The organism is Empedobacter brevis, from assembly GCF_965118635.1.
Taxonomy (GTDB): domain Bacteria; phylum Bacteroidota; class Bacteroidia; order Flavobacteriales; family Weeksellaceae; genus Empedobacter; species Empedobacter brevis_A.
In genome coordinates, this window is record NZ_CBCPHV010000001.1 from 56,192 (window position 1) to 73,551 (window position 17,360).

The following is a 17,360-nucleotide window of genomic DNA, read 5'->3' on the forward strand; positions in this document are numbered from 1 at the left end:
ATTAAATCAACTTCAAAACTTGTTCTAAATCTTCTAATAAATCGTCGATATCTTCGATACCAACAGACAAACGAATTAAATCATCTGTGATTCCAATTTCAGCACGTTTTTCTGCTGGAATAGAAGCGTGCGTCATCGTTGCTGGATGATTCGCTAATGATTCAACTCCTCCTAAAGATTCAGCCAAAGTGAATACTTTTAAGTTTTCTAAAATTTTGAAAGCATCTTCTTTTTTACCAGAAGTTAATGTAAATGTTACCATTCCACCGAAATCTTTCATTTGTTTTTTCGCGATTTCGTGTTGTGGATGATTTTCTAAACCTGGATAATATGTATGTGCAACTTTTGGATGAGCTTCTAAAAATTGAGCAACTTTCATTCCGTTTGAACAATGGCGATCCATACGAACTGCCAATGTTTTGATTCCGCGTAAAACTAAATAAGAATCTTGTGGACCTAAAATTCCTCCTGTTGCGAATAAATTGAAATGAACATCTGTTGCCAATTGTTCTGAATTTACGACGATTGCTCCTGCAACTAAATCTGAGTGTCCTCCTAAATATTTTGTTGCTGAATGCATCACAATATCTGCTCCTAATTCGATTGGACGTTGTAAATATGGTGATGCAAATGTATTATCTACCGCTACTAAAACATCTGCTTTTTTAGCTTTTGCAGCATCATTTACAGCTTTGATATCAACCACTTTCATCAATGGATTTGTAGGTGTTTCAACCCAAACCATTTTTGTATTATCATTGATTAAAGCAACAACTGCTTCAACATTTGTCATATCTACGAAATGGAATTTCAATCCGAATTTTTCGTAAACACGCGTAAATAAACGATAAGAACCTCCGTATAAATCGTCCATCGCGATGATTTCATCACCAGGTTTGAACAATTTTAAAACTCCATCGATTGCTGCTAAACCAGAACCAAAAGCAAAACCTGCAACTCCTCCTTCGATAGATGCTAAAGCATTTTCTAAAGCTGTTCGTGTAGGATTTGCACCACGAGAATATTCATATCCTTTGTAATCTCCTGGAGATCTTTGTGCGTATGTAGATGTTTGGTAAATTGGAGTCATTACTGCTCCTGTTGAAGGATCGTGTTGTTGACCTCCGTGTATAGTTTTTGTATTGAATTTCATTATAAATGCTTTAAACTATAGCAAATATATGGAGTTTTATTTATTCTTTGTTTTAAAGATTTGTTAGAATTTATTTCGGGAGATTAACTAAACAATTCGTGTAAAACTTGTAGTGATTTTGGTTTTTTGAAATTATTGGTGTGAATTTGATAATACTTCACTAGAATTTCTAGTAATAAAGAACGTTGTGGTTGATTGAATGTATTTTTTGATTCTTCGGAAAAATGTAATTCCAACAATTTTTTAAACAAAACAGTTTCATCTGCTTTCAACATATTGATAGATGAATTTGAATTGGTGAAAAAACCATTTTCTAAATCGAATAAGTATCCATCAATTTCCAAATTGGGATAAAAACCTAGAAAATGGGATAATTGAAGTAAAAAAATCAAATGAAAATCTGCAAAATCATCTTTCTTTTGATCAAATTCTTTCAATGAATGTTCGATATAAAAGTATAATTCTGGATTGTCTGCTTCTTCTTTTAAAACCAAATTCAAGATTTCTGCCAAGAAAAAAACAATGGTAGATTTTATCGGATGAAAATGCAACGACTCATAATAATGTGAAGTTTGTGCTGATTTTAAGAAAACTAATTGCTGTTCATTTGACTTTGGCTGAAAACTTAAATCTATCTCGGCTAAAGGAAAATACAACGAAGTATTTCTTTTCTTCTTCGAAAAAACGCCTTTTGCAATAAATGATTTTAAGCCGAAATTTTGTGTATAACAACGAATAATTAAACTTGTATCTCCATATTTCAAACTAGAAAGTACAATGGCTTTGGTTTCTAAAATTTTCATTAACGTACAACTGCAATTTTCAATGTTTTCGTTTCTGTTCCATCAGAGTTTGTCATCAAAACTAAATAAATCCCAGAAGCAACTGCTTTTCCTTTCGCATTATTTGTATCCCATTCTACAATTCCTCCTTCGGCTTTCTTTTCAAAAAGTAAGTTTCCAACTACATCTGTAATTTTTACCAAAGCACGATTTGGAAGATTTTTTATCGTAACATTTCCTTTATATTCTGGTCGATAAGGATTGGGATATGCGATTGCTTTACTAAAATCATTAGCTTCTGTAGAAACATCGCCTTTGTAAGAAACTACACCTTTTTCGGTTGCGAAATATACGTTTCCTGTCGATTCATCAATCGAAATATCATATACAATATCAGAAGGCAATGGCGAATTTTTAGTCGTAAAATGTTGTTTTGTTGTTTCTCCATTACCGGAAACATAATAAACACCTGAACCGCTTGTCGCAATCCATTTATTGTTTGCATTATCAACTTTTATCGAATAAATCTCAATATCTGTTAACAAAGCTTCTGGTATTCCATCTTGAATGATAACAATTGGCTCAGCAATTATATTATTTGTACGCACAGCGTTATCCGCATCGTACAAGACAACTAATCCTTGTCCTGTTCCTATCCAAAGATTATTTGATTTATCTAATGCAACAGAATAAACATAATTGATTGGTAACTTATTCGAAGTTGTCAGAGTTGTAACAATTTCATATTGTTTGTTCAATACAGTAACTCCTCCACCTTGTCTTCCACTTGCATAATAGGTATAATTATCAGAAAAATCTGGAGAAAGTGCTACTACTGGAGAAGTTTTATCTACAAATGTGCTTTTCCAAGTTCCATTAACACTACGTTCTATATAATAAGCAGATTGATAATCGGGCGATTTTCCGTTTGGAAATGAAGCTCCAATATGTAAGTTTCCTAATTTATCATAAGCTAATCCCGAAATTCTAGAGCTTGGAAATTGATTATCAATGATTTTTTTAGCTATTAAATCATTACCAAATTCTAACAAATCTGTACGTCCATAAGTGTCTCTTCCAAATTTATTGAACGATGATATGATAAATGTATTATTGTCTTTATTTGGATGAGCTACGATTTTTAGAATATCTCTAGCATCTAAAACTGATTTTAAACGAAGATTATTCCACTTTTTTGTATCATAATAATAAAATCCATCATTATTCTCTAATACATTCGAATAACCTTCGGTTCCTCCAGGTGCAATCCATAATTTTCCATTTTTCGTTGTTACAGACCATGTTTTATTATTAAATGGTCCATCGGGATAAAACTCATTTTTATTAGGAAAATCAATAATTCCATGGTTTACAGTACCTCCATATAGTTTATCATTTATAAAAATTCCTGTATTGAAATTGATGTTTTTTTCTTCTTCATCAATTTTAGTGTAAGTATTTTCATTTAGAATAGAAATTTGATTGTTTTGCGTAATGATTAATTTTCCATTTGAAGTCTTCAAATCTTCTATAAAATTAAATGATTGTGAAACAGAAGCACCAGAAATATTATTCAATTGATTTCCTGTCGAGTAATAAATATCATTTCCAAACGCTTCAATATTTGTAATGTTTTGACTAAATGTAGGCTGAGTCCAAGAACTAATATCTGTATTATTTAATTTTTTATCTGTTAAATCACTTGAATAAATTCCGTTTTTAGTTGCGATGAACAATTTGTTATTCAAAATCGCTGCATCATTTACAACAGCTGCATTTGTACGTGTTGTTTCTTTAAATTCTTCAGCTTTCAAATCATAAGAAACAATCCCAAAAGCACCAGAAATAAAAGCAATTCCTTCATTAATCAAAATGTGATTCACTTTTTTATCGCCCGCAAATCCATTCCATTTAATATCTAAAACCATTGTCGATTCGCCAGATTTTAATAAATCTAAACCGCCATTTTCATAACCAACTAAAAACGAATCTGAATCTTTATCATAAGCCATTGCAGAAATTCCAACATTATTCAAAAAATTGGTTTTGTTTAGCTTAATCCAATCACTTGTTGGATTTTGAGGATTGAATAAGAAAATTCCGTTTTCAGTTCCACAATAAATCACACCATTTGCTTCTTCCAACAATTTTACATTATTGTACGAAAAAAAATCAGTCCAACGTCCTTTATTACTTTGAGCGTTTAAACTTATGAAAATCATGGTGATGAAAATGAACAATTTTGTCTTCATAATGCACAAAAATACTGTAATTTATAACAATATAACTTGCTAAAAATTGTACTGTTTGTTATAATAAATCATAAAATTTTCCGGGCAGCGTCGAAATTATTTGCTTCAATTCCAAATCTAATAAGATTGGCATCAATTCATATGATTTCAAATTTAAGTCGAAAGACATTTTATCTATATGCTGTTTTCCATTCGTTTTTAGATAATTAACGAGTTTAAGTTCTTCTTCAGAAAACTCAATAAACAAATCCATTTGTTTTGGTTTCTTCTTCGAATTGAAATTAAAATAATCGATAATATCTTTCGAATTTTCGACTAAATAAGCTTGATGAGATTTTATTAAATAATTGCACCCAACGCTCAAAACATCTGTAGATTTTCCTGGCAAAGCAAATACATCTCGGTTATACTCATTTGCAAATTTCGCAGTAACTAAACTTCCTCCTTTAAAAGCTGATTCTACAACAATCGTAATATCTGATAAACCTGCAATAATACGATTTCGTTGAAGAAATGCTTCGGGTGAAGCGTTTTTAAAACTTGGTTGTTCAGTAATCCAGCCCCCATTCTGTAGTATTTCTACTGCAATTTTTTTATGAGCTGCAGGATAAATTCGTTCAAAATTTGTTCCCATTACCGCCCATGTCGTAATTTTATTCTGAAGTGAATTTGTATGCGCTTCTATATCACAACCATACGCTAATCCACTCACAATTGTAACATCAAAATCAGCTAAATCCTGTATTAATTCAGTAATAAAATTTCGTCCATAATTTGTCATTTTTCTTGTCCCAACTATTGAAATCTTTTTATTCTTGAATTGATTGAACTCTAAATTTCCATTGCAAAAAATCACCAAAGGTGCGTCAATGCATTCTTTTAAGATTTGTGGATATTCTTCATCATAAAAAGTCAGAATATCGATTTTGTTAATTTTACAATATTCAATTTCTGCAAAAGCTAAATCTAACCATTTATTATTTCCAAAATCGTTACTTATTTGCAATCCGATTCCCGAAATTTGCATTAAATCTTTTGGCATACAATTCCAAGCAGCTTCTGGCGAACCAAAAAATTGAATAATTTTTCGAGTCGTAGAATCTCCAATTCCTTTTTGAAAAGAAAGTGCTAAAATGTAAGGTAAATCGGTTTGCATTTTGTTAAATTATTAATATTAAACCAACTAAATAGCATTTTAAGTACTTATTTTTTTGCTGAATCTAAAAAAAATGTTAATTTCGTAATATGAGGTTAGAAGAGCATATCAGTCAATTATTATTTCAACACGATTGTGTAATCGTTCCAAATTTTGGTGCATTTATATCAAACACTGCAAATGTGGCTTTTGATGAGCAAACGAACACATTTATTCCACCAAGAAAAGAGCTTTCTTTTAATTCAACTTTAACAAAAAGTGATGGTGTTTTGGTGAATAAAATTGTGGAAGATGAACCAATGTCTTTCGAAAATGCACAAACATTTTTGAATGAACAAGTTTATTTTTGGCAAGAACATTTGAAAAATGGAAAAGTTTTAACCTTAAAAAATATCGGGTCATTACAATTTAATGATGCTAGAAAAATTGACTTCAAACCAGAAAATGCTCAAAATTATTTCATTGCCGCTTATGGTCTTTCAAATTTACAAGCCAATTACATTTTAGATTCGTCTAAAACTAAAACTTCTAACAAACACATGTCAAAATTTTTAGCCGCAGCCTCTTTAATTCCTATTATTGTTGGTGGCTTCCTATATTTTAATACGCCGCAACCCGTACAAGAATTCGTAACGGAACAATGGAGCGGTTTGGTTTTACCAATGATTGGTCAAGATGACGCAAACAAATCTGAGGCTCCAGTGCAATATGATGTGTACAATATGCCACAAACGATTGCTGAACCTTCTTTAGTTGAGTATCAAATTGCTGAGACCGTTACAAAAACGGATACAATTGAAACACCTAAAAAAGTTGAAATTACGGTTGTTAAGGAAACCAAACTGAATGATACAGATAAAGAAATAACGGCAATTGTAAAGGAAAAACCTTCAACAAAAGAAATTGTAAAAACTGAAACGAAAAAATTAACAAAAGTAGAAGCCCCTACAGCAGTCGAAAAGAAAGTTGATTCAAAAAAAGAAGCAGCAACTAAAATAGATGCAAAATCTGCTAATAAGAAATATCAAGTAATTGCCGCTTCATTAAAACGTCAAGAAGATGCTGATCGTTTGGTTGGAGAATTGAAAAAACAAGGGTACAAAGATGCTGGAGTTTCTTATGTAAAAGGTCGCTATTATTATGTAACATACAGCACATTTAATAATATGGATGATGCACAAAAATACATGAATGATGTAAATAAAAAATCACCTGGAACTTGGGTGAGAACTGAAAATTAATTCATCTATTATAATATAAATCGAAATAAGCTGTCCAAAGGACAGCTTATTTCTTTTGTTAGAATGAATATGAAAACTATTTCCAGCCTCCGCCTAAACTTTTGTAAATAGCGACAACTGTACTCAATTGTTTTTCTTTTGTTTCGATTAGTTCCATTTTAGCATCCAATAAATCGCGCTGAGTTGTTAATACTTCTAAATAATCGGCACGATTATTTTTAAACAACTGATTCGCAATATCAATAGATTCTACAAGTGCTTTTGCTTGTTTATCTTTGTAAGAATAACTTTGTTCTAAATTATTAATCTTAGACATTTGATTTGCAACATCTAAATAAGCATTCAAAATTGTTTTATCATATTCATACAAAGCTTGAATTTGATGAGCATTTGCTGTATTGAATTCAGCTTTTATTGCACTTTTATTAATTAAAGGCGCAGCTAATTCTCCTGCTAATGAATATAAAATAGATTCTGGCATTTTCACCAAATAAGACGGTTTGAATGCATTCAATCCTAAAGTAGCTGAAATATTAAGCGACGGATAAAATTCTGCACGAGCAACTTTAACATCTAAAGCAGAAGCCTTCAACTCTAATTCTGCTTGTTTGATATCAGGACGATTTGACAATAATTCGGATGGAATTCCTGCATGCATTGTTTGTGGAATTAAATCCATGAATGAAGAACCATCACGTTTTATTGTTTGCGGATATCTTCCCAATAAAGCATTAATTCTATTTTCTGTTTCTGTAATATCTTGTTTGATATTAAATTCTTCGCTTTCTGATTTTAGTAATTCTGCTTCAAATTTCTTAACTGCCAATTGTGTTTCACGAGCTGCTTCTTTCTGAATTTTCACTACTCGAAGCGATTCTTTTTGTAAAGCAATATTTCGATGAATTAAATCTAATTGGCTATCCAACGATAACAATTCATAGTAAGATGAAGCAATTTCAGAAATCAAATTAGTCAAAACAAAATTCTTTCCTTCAACTGTTGATAAATAACGCGCAATTGAAGCATCTTTTGAATTTCGTAACTTCTTCCAAATATCAACTTCCCAATCAGCATTTAATCCAATTGCATAATCCATCAACGGATCGGGCATTTCTTTTCCTGGTTTTATTTCAGTAGAAGCATCTCCTGCACCTTGACTTGTATAACGACCAACTTTTTCTACACCAACACCAGCTGTTGCTGCAACTGTTGGTGTTAATTTTCCATTTTTGTATAATACTTCATTTTTAGCAATTTCTATTTCTTGAAGTGTTATCATTAATTCTTGGTTATTTTTTAAGGCTTCTTCAATCAAAACGACCAAATTAGGATCAGTAAAAAATTGTTTCCAAGGAGTTAATCCAGAATTTGGTTTATCATCATTTATCGTATTTTGATAAGTTTCTGGAATTTTTGGCGCTTGATGATTTTCTATTTCTTTGCTTACTGCAGGAGCTTTACAACTCCAAATCATTGTTCCAAAAAGACTTATTGCGATTATATTTTTTAAGCTATTTTTATTCATCTTCAGAGATTTCTTCAGTTAAAGGATTTTCATCTTCATATTTTACCAATTGCATTTTATCTGCCAGAGCACCAAAAGCAACATACAAACCAGGTACGATAAACAACCCGAAAATAGTTCCGAACAACATTCCTCCCGCAGCAGCAGTACCAATTGTTCTATTTCCTACAGCTCCTGGACCCGATGCAATAACCAACGGAATAAGACCTGCAATGAATGCAAAAGAAGTCATTAAAATTGGACGAAAACGAACACCTGCACCTTCTATCGCTGATCTTACAATTGATAATCCTTCGCTATGTTTCTGCACTGCAAACTCAATAATTAACACCGCATTTTTACCAAGAAGCCCAATCAACATGACCATTGCAACTTGTGCATAAATATTATTTTCTAATCCTAATAATTTTAAGAAGAAAAATGCACCAAAAATTCCTGTTGGTAATGAGATAATAACTGGTAAAGGCAAAATAAAACTTTCGTATTGTGCTGCTAAGATCATGTAAACGAAAATTAAACAGATTGCGAAAATAATGACTGCTTCATTTCCACGAGAAACCTCATCTTTCGAAATCCCTGCCCAATCAATACCAAAACCACGAGGCAATGTATTTTTTGCTACTTCATTAATAGCTGCAATCGCTTGTCCACTACTATAACCTTGCGCTGGAGTTCCACTAATTTCTGCAGCATTGTACATATTATGACGTGTTATTTCGGATAATCCATATACTTTTTCTATTTTCATAAAAGCTGAATAAGGAACCATTTCACCTTGATCGTTTTTAACATACAGCTTTAATAAATCTTCTGGCAACGCACGATATTCTGGTGAAGCTTGTACCATTACTTTATAAGGACGATCGAATTTGATGAAACTTGTTTCGTAATTAGAACCAACCAAAGTTGATAAATTATCCATTGCATTTTCGATAGAAACACCTTTTTGCTCAGCAATATCATTATCAATTTTTAAGACATATTGCGGAAACGAAGCACTATAAAATGTGAAAACAGAACTTAATTCTGGACGGTGGCTTAATTCTTTTACAAAATCACGGCTCACTTCTTCCATTTTATGATAATCGCCACTACCTGCTTTATCCAACAATCTCAATTCAAAACCTCCAGCTGCACCATATCCAGGAACAGAAGGCGGTTGAAAATATTCGATATTCGCACCATTTATATTTCCTGCTTTTTCTTCTAATTCTTTAATAATTTCTTCAGCAGATTTTGATCGATCTTCCCAACTTTTCAAGTTTATTAAACAAGTTCCTGAATTCGCTCCAGTTCCTTCTGTTAAAATCTCGTAACCCGCCAAAGACGAAACTGATGAAACGCCATCTATGCCTTCTGCAATTTTTTGTAATTTTTGAGAAACTTCATTTGTTCTTTCTAATGTAGATCCTGGAGGAGTTTGAATAATTGCATAAAACATTCCTTGATCTTCATTAGGAATAAAACCTGAAGGCAAACTATTATTCAAGAAGAAAACTCCCGCACAAAATGCTAATAATATTCCGAAAGTAACGGTTCTTTTATTTACTGTTTTGTTTAAAACTTTCTCATATTTAAAAGATCCTTTATTAAACAAATTATTAAACTTTAATAAGAATCTATTTAATATCGTTTTCTTTCTTGGTTGATTATGATTATTCTTCAAAATCATTGCACATAAAGCTGGAGTTAGCGTTAAGGCTACAATTCCTGATAAAATAATTGATGTTGCCATAGTAATCGAGAATTGTCGATAAAAAATACCAACTGGACCAGACATAAATGCAACAGGAACAAACACAGCTGCCATTACAAATGTAATCGCTATAATTGCACCACTAATTTCGCGCATCGCTTCTTCTGTCGCTCGTAAAGGAGAGAGATTTTTCTCTTCCATCTTGGCATGCACCGCTTCTATAACAACAATCGCATCATCGACAACAACTCCAATTGCCATAACTAATGCAAAAAGAGAAATCAAGTTTAATGTAATTCCAAAGAAACTCATCAAAGCAAAAGTTCCGATCAAAGAAACAGGAACTGCTAATGCAGGGATTAATGTAGAACGCCAATCACCTAAGAATAGAAATACTACAATACCAACCAATACAAAGGCTTCGAAAAGTGTATGTACAACTTTTTCCATGGAAGCATCTAAGAATTTCGAAACATCATAAGAAATTTCGTAATCCATTCCTTTTGGTAAATTATTTTCTTTCAAATCTGCCATCAAAGTTTTGATATTTTTGATGACTTCGCTCGCATTACTTCCGTACGATTGTTTTATCACAATTGCCGCAGAAGGTTTTCCATTCAATGTTGAATAGATATCATACATTGAACTTCCAAATTCGATATCTGCAACATCTTTCAAACGTAAGATTTCTCCGTTAGAATTTGCTCTTAAAATGATATTTCCATATTGTTCTTTTGTATTATATCGACCTGAATATTTCAGTACATATTCGAATGCTTCTGAACGTTTTCCTGAACTTTCGCCAGTTTTCCCAGGCGAAGCTTCAATACTCTGTTCGTCTAACGCTTTCATTACATCATCTGCAGAAATACTATAAGCTTGCATACGATCTGGTTTCAACCATACGCGCATTGCATATTCTCTGTTTCCTAAAATATCAGCTTGTCCAACTCCATTAACACGTTTTAATTCAGATAAAATATTAATATCTGCATAATTATATAAGAATTGTTGATCTGCTTTTGGATCGTTACTATACAAGTTAATGTACATCAACATATTCGATTCTTCTCGCGTGATTTTTACTCCTTCACGCACAACCAATGGCGGAAGTTTATTTACAACAGAAGAAACACGGTTTTGCACATTTACTGCTGCAATATTTGGATCAGTTCCTAAATCAAAAATTACTTGAATAGAAGCTTCTCCATCATTCCCTGCATCAGATGTAATATATTTCATTCCAGGAACACCATTTAGCGCGCGTTCTAATGGAATAACAACAGATTTTATCAACAATTCGTTATTCGCACCAGGATATTCTGCTGTGATATTAACCTTTGGAGGCGAAATTGAAGGGAATTGTGTAACAGGTAATTTGACTAATGATAGAATTCCTAAGAAAACTATAATCAACGAAATGACAATCGAAAGAACGGGTCTTCGAATAAATTTATCAAACATAATTTTGATTTTTTTTAGATTAGTTTGATTTTAATTTTAATGATGAAAGAACTTTTTTAGGTGCAATAAATTTCGTTTTGATTTTATCATCATCCTTCACTTTCTGAACACCTTCCAACAAAATATTATCTTTCTCCGAAAGTCCGCTTTCTACGACATAAATATCTGGCATTTCTAAACCAATCGTAATATTTCTTGATTTCACAACACCATTTTTATCAACAACAAAAACGTACGTTTTATCTTGAATTTCGTAAGTTGCTTTTTGCGGAATTAATAAAACATCGTGTAATGGCACAGTCATTTTCACTTTTCCTGTTTCACCATTTCTCAATAAATGATTTGGATTAGCAAAACGCGCACGAAAAGCAATATTTCCAGTTTCGTTGTTGAATTCTCCTTCTATTGTTTCGACCAAACCTTTTTCTGGTAAAGGTTTATTATTCGCCATAATCAATGAAACTTGTTTACTAGCTCTGTTCTGTACATTTGTTTGATAATCTAAATATTCAGGCTCAGAAACATTGAAATAAGCAAACATTGATGAGTTATCAGACAAATTTGTCAACAACATTCCTTCGTCAATTAAACTTCCTAATTTCATTGGAATTCTATCAATCACTCCAGAAAAAGGAGCACGAATATCTGTAAATGATAAATGTAATTGAGCTAATTGCATTTCTGCTCTTGATTTTTCTAATCGTGCTTGTGCAATTGCTTTCTCATTTTTCGAAACGACATTATTATCTGCTAAAGTTGCCGAATTTTGCAATTCGATTTGTGCTTCTTTTACTTCTGCTTTTGATTTTAAATATTCGGCTTGATATATCGAAGGCATAATGCGAAACATCAATTGACCTGCATGTACATATTGCCCTTCATCCACAAATATTTTTTGTAAATAACCTTTTTCTTGTGCACGAATTTCTATATTTCGTACCGATTGAATTTGGGCAACATAATCCTTATCCACAATTGTATCCATTTTGATTGGCGTTGTGATTGGATAATCTTTCACTTCTTCTTTTTCCTCTTTTTTTGAACAACTTGTTGTCAATAAAACAGTACTTAGAGCGACAAACAATGCGACTCTTTTCATAATTCTTCTAACTTATTAAATGTAAAATTTGATTAAATTGATTTCTTGACAGAAGTAGTTTTACCAAGAAATATTACACATAGAAATATACAAGAGCTCAGCTATTCACGGACTGAACGCTATGTTTTTTGTGTAATTTTAAAAATTTTAGAAATCAATCAGATTCTAATTGTACGTAACAAAATGTACTTACAACTCGAAAATTTGATGCTTTTATTGTAGAAGATATGTTTCTTTCTTAAACCTTGAATAATAAAATTTAAGACTAAAACAACGCTTAATAATTTGATACAAGTTTCTAGATCAACTTTATTTGATGTTTGAAAATTCTCATCGATTGCTTCGACACCAGGATTTAATTCTTGTAATTGATTCGAATTTGAAGATTTAGAAAATTTAGTTTCAACAATTTTACCTGCATGATAAATATGTGTATTATCGTTGACAACTGTTTGTGAAGTTAAATTTCCTTGAAAATGTTGTGTACCAGCAAACACTTTAGTTTCTGCGAAAAACAGCAGAAATAAAGCAGATAACAGATATGTGACAAACGTTTTCATAATTCTGTTCAAATGTAAGATATGAAATAATATAAAAATCTATATTAACATTTTTTAACTATAAAATTTATTTGTTTTTATAATTAATTTATTTACAAATACTTAAATATGTAGCAAGAAGTATTTTAAATAATCAAATATTTTGTTGAAATTTGCAGAGAACAAACAAAAGTTTATGGCGAAAGCAAAAACAGCAAAAGAGTCATTAGCAGTGATGACAAATCTGGTTTTACCGAATGAAACCAATAATTTAGGAAATATGTTTGGAGGTGAATTATTAGCTTCTATGGACAGAATTTCTTCTATTTCTGCAAAAATGCATGGCGGAAGTTTCTTGGTTGTAACAGCAAGCGTAAATCACGTTGCTTTTAATATTCCTATTCCAATGGGAAGTACAGTGAAGTTAGAATCTAAAGTAACGCGTGCATTCAAATCTTCAATGGAAGTTTATGTTGATGTATATGTTTACGATTATGATAATAGTACGTATAACCAAACAAATAGTGGAATTTACACATTTGTTGCGGTAGATAATGACAATAAACCTGTACAAGTTCCTGAATTGATCCCAGAAACTGAGCAAGAAATTGAGCGTTATGAAGCTGCTTTGCGTCGTAAACAATTAAGTTTAATCTTATCTGGACGAATGAATCCAGCTGATGCGCATGAACTAAAATCGTTGTTTATTGTAGAGTAAAATCAGAATTATAATAAAAAAGTCGAAACTATGTTTCGACTTTTTTATTATATAGATTTTTATTAATCTTTCTTTATTAATCGATCAACAACATATTCTACTTGTGTTTTCCCATGTGCTTTTGGTTTACCATTTTCATCAAGGTTCACCATTGTGATTCGATCAACTGTAATAATTGTTTCATGAGTCATTTTATTTCTCACTTCACATTGTAAGCTTAAAGAGGTTGTTCCAAATTTTACAACTTCTATTCCTATTTCTACAATATCTCCTTCTCTTGCTGAAGCCATAAAGTTTATCTCAGACATATGCTTAGTTACAACATGCGAATTTTCAAGTTGAACAATGCTATATAAAGCTGCTTCTTCATCAATCCAAGCCAAAAGTTTTCCTCCGAAAAGTGTTTTATTTGGATTAAGATCTTCTGGTTTTACCCATTTACGAGTGTGAAATTTCATAATTTTCTGTTATTTTTTCTTGTTTACCCTCTTTTGCTAAAAAATTAGCTTCCGATATAAATTTCACTAAATTTATAGCATATTTTCCTTCTAACAAAGATTCGTTATCACGAGTTAAAGCATCAGAAATTTCAGCAATTGCATTTGGATGAAAATTCTTTTGATCTGTTGACATTTTGTTTGAACAACAAACATTTTTCAAATCTGAATAAATCATTTGATTTAGATATTGATCGCCAATTTTTATTGTTCCTTTTTCAGCAATAATAGTGATATTACTTTCAAAATTTTTATTGAAAACAGACGTTGTATAAATCATATGTCCAATTGCTTCGTCGGCAATAAAATCGACACATCCAGAATCATCAAATGCAGTAATATCGTTATGCGTAAAATTGAAACTTTTTGAATTTGTACAAATTACCTCATCAAACCAAAAGTTCATAATATCAATAAAATGAGAGAATTGAGTGAATAAAACTCCTCCATCCATTTCTAGATTTCCATGCCATTCTCTCAATTTATAATAATTTTTATTGCGATTCCAATAACAATTGATATTCACCATAAAAATTTTTCCTAAAGAATTATTATCGATTAAATTCTTTACATATTGCACAACCGGAGAAAAACGAAGTTGCATGGAAGTAAAAACTCTACGTTTTTTTTCTTCAGCAACTTTCAAGATTTCTTTTGCATCTTCTACAGTTAGTGCAATTGGTTTTTCAATCAAGACATTTTTTCCAGCTTTTAAGCAACGAATGGCATGTTCACGATGCAAACCATTTGGCGTAGCAATCACAACAACATCGGTTTCTTGGTCTTCTTTTAGAAAACTTTCAAGAGTAGAATAACCTTTAACTGGTAAATCATCTGGTAAATTAAAATCTATTACCGAGATTAGTTGTGCGTTTTCCGTTTCATCTATCGCTTGTTCATGTACACGACCAATGTGACCGTAGCCTAAAATGGAAAATTTTTTCATTAAATTTATTTAATAATTTTTTCTAATATCTTTTGTGTAATTAGATATGTTGGTTTTACACCTGTTAATCCTAAACCTCCAGAAGCTAATGTACTTCCTGTTTCTAAAGGATTATCAGAAGCGTAATAAGCATACATTACTTTTACATCTTTGTCTATATGATGTCTAATTTTTGAAGCAACTTGAATTGCTTTTTGATAATGTGCTCCTTCCATTTCTAATCCAATTGCTTGGAAAGACGAATTTTTGAAATATTCTAAAACATCTTTATTTTGCAAAGAAGTTCCTAAAACCGAAATCATTGGTCCTTCGTAAACACCTAAACCTTGTCCTTCGAAATCTTCTTTCGTTAATTCGTTTTCAAACACATAGTTATCTGTTGTTCCTTCGAAAACATGAGCAGTTGCAATCATAATATCTCCTTTGTTTCCTTCCAGAATTCCAGCTTTTCCCATAATTGCGACAGATTTTACATTCATTTTGAATCTTACATCTCCAACTTTGTATGGTTTCAACAATTCGTCCATTGCTTCGAATGCTTGTTCTCCAAAGGCATAATCCATTACAATGATTACTTCATTGTTTTTATCTTTTGCATAAGAAAACGCAGAGTTTGCAACATTTACTTTAGATAAATCAATAATCTGAACATCGATATTTGTTCCTGATTGATCTTTGATGTAAACTAAACCGTTTTGTTGAGTATATTCATTTAACGATTCTCTCAACATTTTGTTGTTTGAAGCGCTTAAATCTTCGTAAATTTCTACTCCATCATTTTTGTATTTTCTTTTCAATCCATCATATGCATATAACATGTTTGATACACTGTGCATATTTGCAGAAATGATATGAATATTTTTGTCTTGAAGATTATTTTCAAATAATACACGTTTGATTTCATTTGCCCATTTTTCTCCAATCATGTGATGACCAATCGATTCACGTAATGTTGAGGTAAATGTAATTTCACGTTTCTTTGTTCCGATGCGATCTTGTTGACTTGTATATCCCATCCAATAAACAATTCGGAAAAAACGATCTTTGTCTTCAGAAGTTCCAAAATAGTTGTGGATTTCTTGAGTTTCTTCAAACGTTCTTCCTAAAATTGTTGATAAATGCATCAAAGCAACTTCACGCTCTTTACGCGAAATTTCCACTTCATCAAATACAACATTTTCAATAAATTCCCATGCTCTACTTTTCGAAAGTGTTTCATTGCTAAATGCTCTATTTCTGATTTTATCTGCTTCATTGTATAAAAATGTTAAATGCGTTAAAACATCATAAATATCAGAACGACCACGAGAAATTTCAATATTCATTTGATCATCATCAATTCTGTAGCAAAAACGACGACGTTTTGCAGGAATGATTGGTGTAAAAATAGAACGATCATAACCTTCATCAGATGTAAAAGACACGTAAGGTGTTTCTACAATTCCTTCTGGTAAACGATCTAAAACGTACATTAATCCACTTAATTCTACTTTGTTTGGATCTGTCATTGATCCGTAGATTTCAGGATTGATTTCAAATAATAAATTTCTTAAAATTTTTCCAGGTGCACCAGATGGACGGTACACTCCTCTATGAAATAAATGACGCATTGATATATATAATCTTTCAATAGCGTCAGTAGATCTTCTTGCTCTTGTTATTGACATAAATTTTTTACTTTTTTTGGTTGTTTAATTCTTGTTGAATGGTCATTAATTCATTATACCATTCTTGTCCAAATTTTCGGACTAACGAATCTTTTGCAAATGTTGCGACATTCACTTTCAATTCTTTTCCTAAGGTACAAGCATCTGCGCAAATATCCCATACATCGTAGTTAACTGAAGTGAAATTTGAATATTCCTTAACACGCACTGGATATAAATGACACGAAATCGGTTTTTTGTAATCTATTTTTCCGTCTTCGTATGCTTTCTCAATTCCACATTTTGAAAAACCATTTTCTTCGAAAACTAAATAAACACATTCGCGGTTATTGACTAATGGAGTTACCCAATCTCCGTCAGTATCCATTGTGTATTTACCTTCTTGCTCTATAACCGCAATTCCTTCGGGACGCAAATAAGGTTTTACATCTTCATAAATATCGTCTAATACAGTTAGTTCGTCTTCATTCAAAGGTGCGCCAGCGTCACCTTCTACACAACAAATCCCTTTACATTTGTTTAGATTACAAACAAAATCTTCATTTAGTAGTTCTTGAGATACAAGGGTTTTTCCTATTTGGAACATGTTACATTAAATTTTGTAACATACAAAGGTACGGAAAAT

The 17,360-nt window shown here is 31.6% G+C and carries 14 protein-coding genes; 2 read left to right on the plus strand and 12 right to left on the minus strand.

The window, feature by feature from the left end; all coding sequences use genetic code 11:
- Nucleotide 1: 1 nt before the first annotated feature.
- The 4 genes from ACMHJW_RS00290 to dprA form a co-directional block, all read right to left on the minus strand.
- Entirely contained in the window at nucleotides 2–1,153 is a 1,152-nt protein-coding gene (locus ACMHJW_RS00290; RefSeq protein ID WP_413531525.1) for a cystathionine gamma-synthase, read from the minus strand.
- An 83-nt stretch (nucleotides 1,154–1,236) separates the two neighbouring features.
- A complete protein-coding gene (gene recO / locus ACMHJW_RS00295; protein ID WP_413531526.1) occupies nucleotides 1,237–1,956 on the minus strand; it encodes a DNA repair protein RecO in 720 nt (239 codons plus the stop codon).
- Entirely contained in the window at nucleotides 1,956–4,157 is a 2,202-nt protein-coding gene (locus ACMHJW_RS00300; RefSeq protein ID WP_413531527.1) for a two-component regulator propeller domain-containing protein, read from the minus strand. Before ACMHJW_RS00300 ends, recO begins: the two co-directional genes overlap by 1 nt.
- Before the next feature lie 88 nt (nucleotides 4,158–4,245).
- Entirely contained in the window at nucleotides 4,246–5,343 is a 1,098-nt protein-coding gene (gene dprA, locus ACMHJW_RS00305) for a DNA-processing protein DprA (RefSeq protein WP_413531528.1), read from the minus strand.
- An 89-nt stretch (nucleotides 5,344–5,432) separates the two neighbouring features.
- Between dprA and ACMHJW_RS00310 the strand changes: the two genes are divergently transcribed.
- The gene (locus tag ACMHJW_RS00310; protein WP_413531529.1) at nucleotides 5,433–6,584 is read left to right on the plus strand and encodes an SPOR domain-containing protein; all 1,152 of its coding nucleotides are present in this window, start codon (nucleotides 5,433–5,435) and stop codon (nucleotides 6,582–6,584) included.
- A gap of 76 nt (nucleotides 6,585–6,660) precedes the next feature.
- Here ACMHJW_RS00310 and ACMHJW_RS00315 read toward each other — a convergent pair whose 3' ends face one another.
- From ACMHJW_RS00315 to ACMHJW_RS00330, 4 genes are all read right to left on the minus strand, one after another.
- On the minus strand, nucleotides 6,661–8,109 hold the full coding sequence (locus tag ACMHJW_RS00315) for a TolC family protein (RefSeq protein ID WP_413531530.1): 1,449 nt from the start codon (nucleotides 8,107–8,109) through the stop codon (nucleotides 6,661–6,663).
- Nucleotides 8,102–11,269: an efflux RND transporter permease subunit gene (locus ACMHJW_RS00320; RefSeq protein WP_413531531.1), complete on the minus strand. Its 3,168-nt coding sequence runs from the start codon at nucleotides 11,267–11,269 to the stop codon at nucleotides 8,102–8,104. Before ACMHJW_RS00320 ends, ACMHJW_RS00315 begins: the two co-directional genes overlap by 8 nt.
- Before the next feature lie 19 nt (nucleotides 11,270–11,288).
- Entirely contained in the window at nucleotides 11,289–12,368 is a 1,080-nt protein-coding gene (locus ACMHJW_RS00325) for an efflux RND transporter periplasmic adaptor subunit (protein ID WP_413531532.1), read from the minus strand.
- A gap of 158 nt (nucleotides 12,369–12,526) precedes the next feature.
- Entirely contained in the window at nucleotides 12,527–12,928 is a 402-nt protein-coding gene (locus ACMHJW_RS00330; RefSeq protein ID WP_413531533.1) for a hypothetical protein, read from the minus strand.
- A 175-nt stretch (nucleotides 12,929–13,103) separates the two neighbouring features.
- On the opposite strand from ACMHJW_RS00330, the gene ACMHJW_RS00335 reads away from it, so the two are divergent.
- Nucleotides 13,104–13,625, plus strand: a complete 522-nt coding sequence (locus ACMHJW_RS00335; RefSeq protein WP_413531534.1) for an acyl-CoA thioesterase — start codon at nucleotides 13,104–13,106, stop codon at nucleotides 13,623–13,625.
- Between the two features lie 62 nt (nucleotides 13,626–13,687).
- Here the strand turns inward: ACMHJW_RS00335 and ACMHJW_RS00340 are convergent, their stop codons facing one another.
- Genes ACMHJW_RS00340 through ACMHJW_RS00355 form a run of 4 tightly spaced genes read right to left on the minus strand, consistent with a single transcriptional unit; the run spans nucleotide 13,688 to nucleotide 17,321 of the window.
- Nucleotides 13,688–14,083 (minus strand): acyl-CoA thioesterase, encoded by a 396-nt coding sequence (locus ACMHJW_RS00340; protein WP_413531535.1) that lies wholly within the window; start codon nucleotides 14,081–14,083, stop codon nucleotides 13,688–13,690.
- A complete protein-coding gene (locus ACMHJW_RS00345; RefSeq protein WP_413531536.1) occupies nucleotides 14,064–15,068 on the minus strand; it encodes a Gfo/Idh/MocA family protein in 1,005 nt (334 codons plus the stop codon). Before ACMHJW_RS00345 ends, ACMHJW_RS00340 begins: the two co-directional genes overlap by 20 nt.
- Nucleotides 15,069–15,073: 5 nt before the next feature.
- Nucleotides 15,074–16,735 carry a DUF6909 family protein gene (locus tag ACMHJW_RS00350; RefSeq protein WP_413531537.1) on the minus strand — a complete coding sequence of 554 codons (1,662 nt, stop codon included), beginning with the start codon at nucleotides 16,733–16,735 and terminating at the stop codon, nucleotides 15,074–15,076.
- A gap of 7 nt (nucleotides 16,736–16,742) precedes the next feature.
- Nucleotides 16,743–17,321 (minus strand): DUF3109 family protein, encoded by a 579-nt coding sequence (locus ACMHJW_RS00355; protein WP_413531538.1) that lies wholly within the window; start codon nucleotides 17,319–17,321, stop codon nucleotides 16,743–16,745.
- Nucleotides 17,322–17,360 lie beyond the last annotated feature (39 nt).

What these genes read in the sequence shown, in the direction of transcription:
- ACMHJW_RS00290 (WP_413531525.1), bottom strand. Translation starts at nt 1,153, where the DNA reads ATGAAATTCAATACAAAAACTATACACGGAGGTCAACAACACGATCCT.
- recO (WP_413531526.1), bottom strand. Translation starts at nt 1,956, where the DNA reads ATGAAAATTTTAGAAACCAAAGCCATTGTACTTTCTAGTTTGAAATAT.
- ACMHJW_RS00300 (WP_413531527.1), bottom strand. Translation starts at nt 4,157, where the DNA reads ATGATTTTCATAAGTTTAAACGCTCAAAGTAATAAAGGACGTTGGACT.
- dprA (WP_413531528.1), bottom strand. Translation starts at nt 5,343, where the DNA reads ATGCAAACCGATTTACCTTACATTTTAGCACTTTCTTTTCAAAAAGGA.
- ACMHJW_RS00310 (WP_413531529.1), top strand. Translation starts at nt 5,433, where the DNA reads ATGAGGTTAGAAGAGCATATCAGTCAATTATTATTTCAACACGATTGT.
- ACMHJW_RS00315 (WP_413531530.1), bottom strand. Translation starts at nt 8,109, where the DNA reads ATGAATAAAAATAGCTTAAAAAATATAATCGCAATAAGTCTTTTTGGA.
- ACMHJW_RS00320 (WP_413531531.1), bottom strand. Translation starts at nt 11,269, where the DNA reads ATGTTTGATAAATTTATTCGAAGACCCGTTCTTTCGATTGTCATTTCG.
- ACMHJW_RS00325 (WP_413531532.1), bottom strand. Translation starts at nt 12,368, where the DNA reads ATGAAAAGAGTCGCATTGTTTGTCGCTCTAAGTACTGTTTTATTGACA.
- ACMHJW_RS00330 (WP_413531533.1), bottom strand. Translation starts at nt 12,928, where the DNA reads ATGAAAACGTTTGTCACATATCTGTTATCTGCTTTATTTCTGCTGTTT.
- ACMHJW_RS00335 (WP_413531534.1), top strand. Translation starts at nt 13,104, where the DNA reads ATGGCGAAAGCAAAAACAGCAAAAGAGTCATTAGCAGTGATGACAAAT.
- ACMHJW_RS00340 (WP_413531535.1), bottom strand. Translation starts at nt 14,083, where the DNA reads ATGAAATTTCACACTCGTAAATGGGTAAAACCAGAAGATCTTAATCCA.
- ACMHJW_RS00345 (WP_413531536.1), bottom strand. Translation starts at nt 15,068, where the DNA reads ATGAAAAAATTTTCCATTTTAGGCTACGGTCACATTGGTCGTGTACAT.
- ACMHJW_RS00350 (WP_413531537.1), bottom strand. Translation starts at nt 16,735, where the DNA reads ATGTCAATAACAAGAGCAAGAAGATCTACTGACGCTATTGAAAGATTA.
- ACMHJW_RS00355 (WP_413531538.1), bottom strand. Translation starts at nt 17,321, where the DNA reads ATGTTCCAAATAGGAAAAACCCTTGTATCTCAAGAACTACTAAATGAA.